The sequence below is a fragment of the Aquabacter albus genome (genome assembly GCF_040049275.1).
Classification (GTDB): domain Bacteria; phylum Pseudomonadota; class Alphaproteobacteria; order Rhizobiales; family Xanthobacteraceae; genus Aquabacter.
Map to the genome: position 1 here is coordinate 1 of NZ_JBDZDT010000029.1, position 6,727 is coordinate 6,727.

Sequence of the window (6,727 nt, forward strand, 5' to 3'; positions counted from 1 at the left end):
GGCTCCGCGAGCTGCTGCCGTGGAACTGGTGCCGAGGCCACGCCGATCCTCGCCAAGCCTCCTGAGCGAGGATAGCCAGGAGCCCTCGCTCATCCCCTCAGCCTGCGGCCCAGGCCGGACGCTTACATCTTTCCGGGGTGCATCTGGGCTTTGGCATTAGCCGTCACGTCCACGATCCTCAGACAGGACCGTCATACTCGCCACGAGCCGGATAGTCCTTGGTAATGGCGAAGTCGATAGCCTGAAGCAATTCCGAGAATAGCGGACGTGCGAAGGGCATGGTTTGAACTGCACTGTAATACAAATTGCCGTCCGGTCGAACGAGGAAGACGCCCGGCTCCGAAAACAGCGGCGGCTCTTCGATGTTAATCGACGATTTTCCACGCGATGACGAAATATAAAGTCCCCATTCGCGAGCCACCGCGAGTGGTAAGGAATATCCGAATCGCAAGCGGGGGCCGACTTTGTTCGCCATTTCTAGAGCCCGCTTGCGGTCGTCAGAGCTGATGGCGATGACCGTTGTACCGCGACGCTCATACTCAGGGATCAGCGCTTCCAGGTCACGCAGATACTTGAGACAGACCGGACAATGGAGCCCGCGATAAAAGGATATCAGTGTAAATAGCCTCGGAGCGTCGGCGGCGAGATCAAAGTCGCCATGAGCAAGGGTCGGCACGCGCAGTTCTGGAACCGGTCGACGAGGCAGCAGCATTTTCTTCTCCACAATTATCGCCTACGAGCAGCTTCGTCGATTCAGATAACATCGAAACCTGCGGTGCGCCCGAGAGTCTTTCTTGGTTGGACCCGGGTTCTGGCCATTACTACGGCCCAATTTCAAATCGAGCCAGCCGGCGCAACTGCGGGAAAGTCCTTTTCCGGATCGAACACGTTATTGAAGAAGTTGGTCAGGGAGTACATGGCTACGAGCGAGACAATCTCCATGACGTTCGCATCCGTATAACCGGCATCGCGAACAGCTTTCAGATCGGCGTCGCTGACCTGTCCTCGGGTCTCGGTGATTTTGCGCGCAAACTGGACGGCGGCATCCCGCTTCAGGTCTCTGGCATGGCCCTTTCGAGCGAGAATGATGTCATCGGCCGGCAGCTTGGCCATATGCTCTGCCGTGAAGCTATGAACTGTCAGGCAGTAATTGCAGCCATTCACTTCGGAGACGGCGAGGCCGATGCTGTCACGCGTCTTGACGTCGAGCGCCTTGCTCAAGGAGCCGAGCAGGGTGGCCCATGCGTTGAACGCGATTGGGCTCGCCGCGAAGGTTGCCATCATATTCGGGGTGAACCCGATGTTCTTGGTGAACGCGTCCAGAGTCGGTTTCGAAACGGCCGGCACCTGCTCCGGCGACAAAGCTGTAGCTCTTGCCATCGTAGTCTCCGCAAGTTGCTGATTTTACTAAAAATTATACGAGATCCAGCACGTCAGCCACCGGGCGGCGCGGCTTCTGCGCCCAGTTTCCCGGACGCTCCGGCCCCACGGACAACAGCAGGACCGGCACTTCGTCCTCGGTCAGCCCGAACTCGCGGTGCACCGCTTCGTCGTCGAAACCGATCATCGGCGTCGAACCCAAGCCCCACGAGCGGGCCACATAGATCATCGCGGCGGCGCCAAAGGTGGCCGTGCGTATTGCCTCGTCGCGCTGGCGCTGCGGGTAATCCTGATACAGGCCGCGTGCGGGGATTTCCCAGTCTGGCACCATCTTTGCCGGCATGATGCCTGCTTCCACCAACGGTGCCAGGCGCTCCGGCACCACGCCAGAATTGGCCAACTGGCCGACGACGATGAAGGTAACGGCCGCCTCGGTGATCGGGGGCTGGCTCCAGGCGATCGGGCTCAGCCGGGCCTTGGCTTCAGGCGTGCGCACGGCGATGAAGCGCCAATTCTGCAAATGGAAGGATGTCGGCGCAGTCGTGCCGAGCCGCACGAGCTCGCGGATTTGGTCGTCGCTCAAGGTGGCGGCAGGGTCGTAATACTTGGCGGCGGTTCGGCTCAGGATGCATTCAACGACGGCGTTCGTCATGGTCATTTCATTCGTCATGGTTTGTCCTGCGGATGAAAGGGGGAAGGGAAAGGCTGAGGAATGGGAGCGCCGGTCGGCCGGCGCATCGACCAGCGCGTGACGCTCACGGACGAACGCGGATGATTGTCTTTCCCGAGCGCCGCTCGGTCGGGTTGAAGGCGGCGACGGCGTCGTCGAGGGGAGCGACTGTGCCGATGTTCGTCCGCAGCCGTCCGTCCCGCACCCGTTGGACGATCTCATCCAGTTGGGCACGATCGGACTCGACGACAAAGTCGATCGCCAGACCGTCCGCAGGCCGCGCCTCGGACGGGCCGACGACGGACACCAGTGTTCCTCCGGCGCGAACCAAGCGCGCGGACCGCTTCCCGATGTCACCACCGATAAGATCGAACACCAGATCGACTTCTCCAGTGTCTTCAAGCACTTCGCTGTCGAGATCCACAAACGCGTTCGCGCCGAAGTCGAGCGCCGCCTGACGGTCGGCTGCCCGTCCGGTACCGATGACGTAGGCGCCGAACTCACGTGCGAGTTGCGTCACCATCGATCCGACGGCGCCTGCGGCGCCATGTGCGATGACCCTCTGGCCCGCCTGAAGGCGGCCGTGCGCGAGCAGGCCCTGCCACGCGGTCAGGCCGGAGATCGGCAGGCTCGCACCCACGGTGAAATCGACGTCGCCCGGCAGCGGCGCGAGGTTGCGGGCCTCGACGGCCACATATTCTGCGAAGGTGCCGTCGCGATACCAATCGGTGAGGCCAAACACCCGCTGCCCCAGTGAGAAACCCGTCGTTCCATAGCCGAGGGCGGTGACCACTCCGGCCAGCTCGTGACCGGGAATCGACGGTGTCCGGTCACGATCAAGGCGATCGCTCCAGGTCGAAGGCCAACTCAGCTCGGTCCCGACGAATCCGGACGCATGGACCTGAACGATGACGTCGTTGATCGCCGGCTGCGGCTCAGGTCGCTCCACCAGCTTCATCCCGGCCGTTCCCGCAGCCCGGTCGCTGACCACTATCGCCTTCATTGTCCATCTGCCTGTGTGTGATGGGTCGCCGTCTCGCAGCCGTGTTGCCACCAGTGCTGGCGCGATGAAACCCGCGCCGGGCATCTCAGGACGGGCGGACACGCTTTCCGGAATCCGGAGCTGACCGGCGCCGAGGTTCTGTGCGCGAGGCATGCGCGAAGCTGGGTAAGGACGGGAAAAGGGCTCAGTGGGGGCGCTGCGTCGGGTTGTGCACGAACGCACGCGGCTCGCTTTCGACCTGCACTGTTTCCAGTTTTTTCTTTTGCCAGGCAACGAGCCCAGGCAGCGTTGGAAGCCCGACGAACTGTTCAACAGGTGAACGGAGTTGCTATCGGCACGCCCGTTTGAAGTCGTGCCCCTGGCGGGAGAGATGCCTCGGCGCGCCATGTTGGCTCAAGAGTCGTTATCACCCTCATTGTTCTTCGCGCGCTGCCGGTACTCGCTCGGATCAACGCTGTAGGCTTTGCGGAATGCGCGCACGAAGCTCGAGCGGCTCTCATATCCCGCATTATGAGCCACAACATCGACCGGCGCCGTTGTCGTCGCCAGATCGAGCGCGGCCTGCCGCATCCTGAGGTCGCGAAGGACCGCCATGGGCGACCGGCCAAAGATTTCGGAGAAGCGTGCCATGAAGGCCGAACGGCTCAAGCTTGCGCTGTGAGCCAGACTCTGGACGGTGTGCGCAGCCCCGGGGTGAGCCACCATCTCGGCGAACGCGCGGGTGATCTGGCGGTCGGCAAGGATGGAGAAGCGGTCTGTCCAGCTCTGCGATGATTTCAGGGAGCGCCGCGCCAACGCAATGATGACCTGTTTCAAAAGCGAGGCCGTCATCGCTCCCATGCCAATCTCTTGCGACAAGAGCTCGTCCATGGCCTCGAGGAGCTTGCCATCAATCCTGTCAGACGGCTCGAATTGCTCGATGACCGGTTCGCGCAGGTCGCGAAACAGACCAACCGCCTGACCGAAGGAGGCGTTGAAGAAGCCGCAAATTTGCACGACCTCGGGCTGCTCGCTCGGAGCAGCGATGCGCAAGATGCTTTCTTCGTTGCGCTTCCAGCAATCACGGCTGATCAGGCGGGTGGCACCATCGCCGCCGTCGACCTCAATCGAAAAGGGCGTATTCGGGGGAACGATGATGAGCAGGTGCGGCGTCAACTGTATGTTCGGGCCGCTGTTGATCGATATCCAACCTGAACCCTTGAGGTTGTAGTGGATTGCGGGCGTATCGATCATTCCCATCTCGGCCCGATGGCCAAGCGGAACGAGGATTTCCGTCAATGCCACGACGTCAATCTCAAGCGCCCGCATGAGGTTGTCGAGGTCGGTGGGGGAGAGCTTCGAGGCAGAGACGGCGACCATCGAACCGGCCTCCTCCCCCTGTCCGCGTCCGGCCCGCGATTTGGCCGTGTTTTGCATGGCAGCGTGCTTACAGGATCAACCGGCGAATTCGCCAGGCAAATTGTGCCTTCATCCTTGAACTGGATCTTAGGACACGTTGAAAGGATTTTCAGCAGGAGTCGTCCCGTTGGATATGCAGGGCGATCTGCGTGCAAGAAGGGGCTGGTCTGCGGCGGAGGTCCGCTCTCGGGCAGAAAGCTCGAGTCTGCCCTTGGCGCATCCCCACACCTACAATGCCTTGCCTCCAGGGGGGCACCCATGCCGGTTGTCGTAGGCGAGATAGAGATGCTGCGAACATTCCATGGGTTTGCGCAGACCTGCTTCGCGATCCCAAAGCAGGCATTGCCCCTCATGCGAAGCCTCGCGGCACAGTAGTCACGTAGATGTGAACGGCGTTTGTCGGATATTTTTGAGAGCGAATGAGACGTGTCGCAACAAAATGAGGTTGAGTGAAAGTAAATGAAAATCAATATTTAAGTTTAGACTCAGTTTACATTGGTTAATTGTTTTGAGTATTCCGGCTTCTGCCTCGATGGTGAGGCGAAAAAGTAGAGGTCGGAAGGTTATGAAAATGAAAAAGCTGGAAAAATCGCCGGAGAAATATATCAATGCGGTAGGTAAGTATGGGGGGTACGGGCTAAAATGCTACGCGCTAAAGCCGGCATCAAAGCAACCGGCTCTCCTAGGGGCCTTTAATAAGGCGACTAGCAGTCCCAAGAAGTTCGCCAAGCAGATTTCCAGTATGAAAGATCTTGGAGTCGGAATCGCTGCTGGAGCAAAGAGCGGAGCAGTGATGATTGATATTGACCCTCGCAATGGCGGCGATAAAACGTTTGAGAACCTCGTGCGGCGCCATGGAGATCTTCCTCCGTGCCCTGAGGTTGAAACGGGAGGTGGGGGGCGACACTATTACCTTATGGCCCCGAGCGAGGCCCTCCGAAAGTGCAAGCTTGGAAAAGGTGTAGACTTTATTGCCGACGGTGGCGGTGCAGTCGCGCCGCCGTCGGTCCACCCGAGCGGAAACGAGTACAAATGGGCACCAGGGGCGAGTTTGGACGATCTCCCTCTGCCTGAGTTGCCCAAGGAATGGCTGGATGCTGCGCGCAAGGCTCAGCCTGGCACAAAGCGCAGGGCAATCCTTGAAGGAGAGCGCAACAATACGCTGACGTCCAGGGCAGGCGCGATGGTGCGGAAGGGCATCACCGGGAAGCGCCTGGAGAAGCGCCTCCTTAAAATCAATGCGACGCAGTGCATGCCACCGCTGGAAGATGAAGAGGTCCGGCAAATCGCGAGGAGCGTTAGCAAATATCCTCGACAGGAAACTGTGGACCCTCCGAGTCGCGTGGTCGCGCGGCTTCTGGACCAGGAATTCGGCGGCGGAAGTTTGCTTCGGTTCGAGCGCGATGGACGCTGGTGGTGCTGGGGCGGCACGCATTGGAGCAACACGACCGAGAACGAGCTCAAAGCGAAACTCTTCAGCGCCGCGCAAGCGGAGGGAGTGAGCTCCGGTCACGTCTCACTGGTGAATGAGGCCCTGAATCTGCTGAAGCTGTGCCAGGCAACGAGCGATGACCTTTTGCACTTCAAGGGGGCCCCACCGGTCATGCTCAATGTCCGTAACGGCGAGTTATGGCTACAGGACAAGAAGGTCGTCTTGCGTCCTCACGATCCGAAATCAGGCGCCCGCCACACCTTGCCTGTCGAGTATAACCCTGAGGCCAAGGCGCCAGAGTTCCGCAAGGCGCTGAAGGCTATATTCAACGGAGCGAACGACCCGGATGGTCTTAGGCGGTTCATCGCGGAGCTCTTCGGCTACGTCATCCAGCCACGGCGCAACATGGCTTGCATTGTCATCTTCGTTGGGAAGGGAGCCAACGGGAAGACCAAACTCGTTGAGCTCATGATGAAGTTGCTCGGAGAAGGCTTAGTCTATTCTGGGCGCATGGAAGAGCTCGACGCAGGTCGCTTCTCACTTGGGGCTCTGTTCGGCAAGTACCTTTTCGTCGATGACGATATCAAGAGCGGGACCAAGCTGCCTGATGGGGTCTTGAAAAAGATCTCAGAGGAGAAGCTTATCACGGGCGAGCAAAAATATCGTGATCATTTCGAATTTACATGCCGCACGGTCCCGATGCTGCTCTGCAATAACTGGCCTGCTGCCGGTTTCGTGGACACCGAGATAAGGTGTTCAACGGGACTGGAGAGCTGGAATGCAACGACGGAGGTTCAGCCGCGAGTTCAAGCTTGAGGCTGTAAGATTGGTGAAGGACCGGGGC

At 59.7% G+C, this 6,727-nt stretch carries 5 protein-coding genes and 1 pseudogene; 1 reads left to right on the plus strand and 5 read right to left on the minus strand.

All coding sequences use genetic code 11. The features are described from left to right. Positions 1–178: 178 nt before the first annotated feature. From ABLE91_RS28765 to ABLE91_RS28785, 5 genes are all read right to left on the minus strand, one after another. On the minus strand, positions 179–712 hold the full coding sequence (locus ABLE91_RS28765; protein WP_348935992.1) for a peroxiredoxin-like family protein: 534 nt from the start codon (positions 710–712) through the stop codon (positions 179–181). A 122-nt stretch (positions 713–834) separates the two neighbouring features. Beyond that, positions 835–1,380 (minus strand): carboxymuconolactone decarboxylase family protein, encoded by a 546-nt coding sequence (locus ABLE91_RS28770; protein ID WP_348935993.1) that lies wholly within the window; start codon positions 1,378–1,380, stop codon positions 835–837. Between the two features lie 34 nt (positions 1,381–1,414). Continuing rightward, the gene (locus ABLE91_RS28775) at positions 1,415–2,032 is read right to left on the minus strand and encodes a nitroreductase family protein (RefSeq protein WP_510182014.1); all 618 of its coding nucleotides are present in this window, start codon (positions 2,030–2,032) and stop codon (positions 1,415–1,417) included. 103 nt (positions 2,033–2,135) lie between these two features. Beyond that, a complete protein-coding gene (locus ABLE91_RS28780) occupies positions 2,136–3,053 on the minus strand; it encodes an NADP-dependent oxidoreductase (RefSeq protein WP_348935995.1) in 918 nt (305 codons plus the stop codon). 393 nt (positions 3,054–3,446) lie between these two features. Then, positions 3,447–4,412 (minus strand): AraC family transcriptional regulator, encoded by a 966-nt coding sequence (locus ABLE91_RS28785; RefSeq protein ID WP_348935996.1) that lies wholly within the window; start codon positions 4,410–4,412, stop codon positions 3,447–3,449. Between the two features lie 610 nt (positions 4,413–5,022). Between ABLE91_RS28785 and ABLE91_RS28790 the strand changes: the two are divergent. Next, positions 5,023–6,594, plus strand: a pseudogene (locus ABLE91_RS28790) (bifunctional DNA primase/polymerase); the annotation flags it as partial. Positions 6,595–6,727: the final 133 nt, after the last annotated feature.

Excerpts from the sequence above, each read along its gene's own strand:
- ABLE91_RS28785 (WP_348935996.1), bottom strand. The coding sequence starts at position 4,412 with ATGGTCGCCGTCTCTGCCTCGAAGCTCTCCCCCACCGACCTCGACAAC.
- ABLE91_RS28765 (WP_348935992.1), bottom strand. The coding sequence starts at position 712 with ATGCTGCTGCCTCGTCGACCGGTTCCAGAACTGCGCGTGCCGACCCTT.
- ABLE91_RS28775 (WP_510182014.1), bottom strand. The coding sequence starts at position 2,032 with ATGACGAACGCCGTCGTTGAATGCATCCTGAGCCGAACCGCCGCCAAG.
- ABLE91_RS28780 (WP_348935995.1), bottom strand. The coding sequence starts at position 3,053 with ATGAAGGCGATAGTGGTCAGCGACCGGGCTGCGGGAACGGCCGGGATG.
- ABLE91_RS28770 (WP_348935993.1), bottom strand. The coding sequence starts at position 1,380 with ATGGCAAGAGCTACAGCTTTGTCGCCGGAGCAGGTGCCGGCCGTTTCG.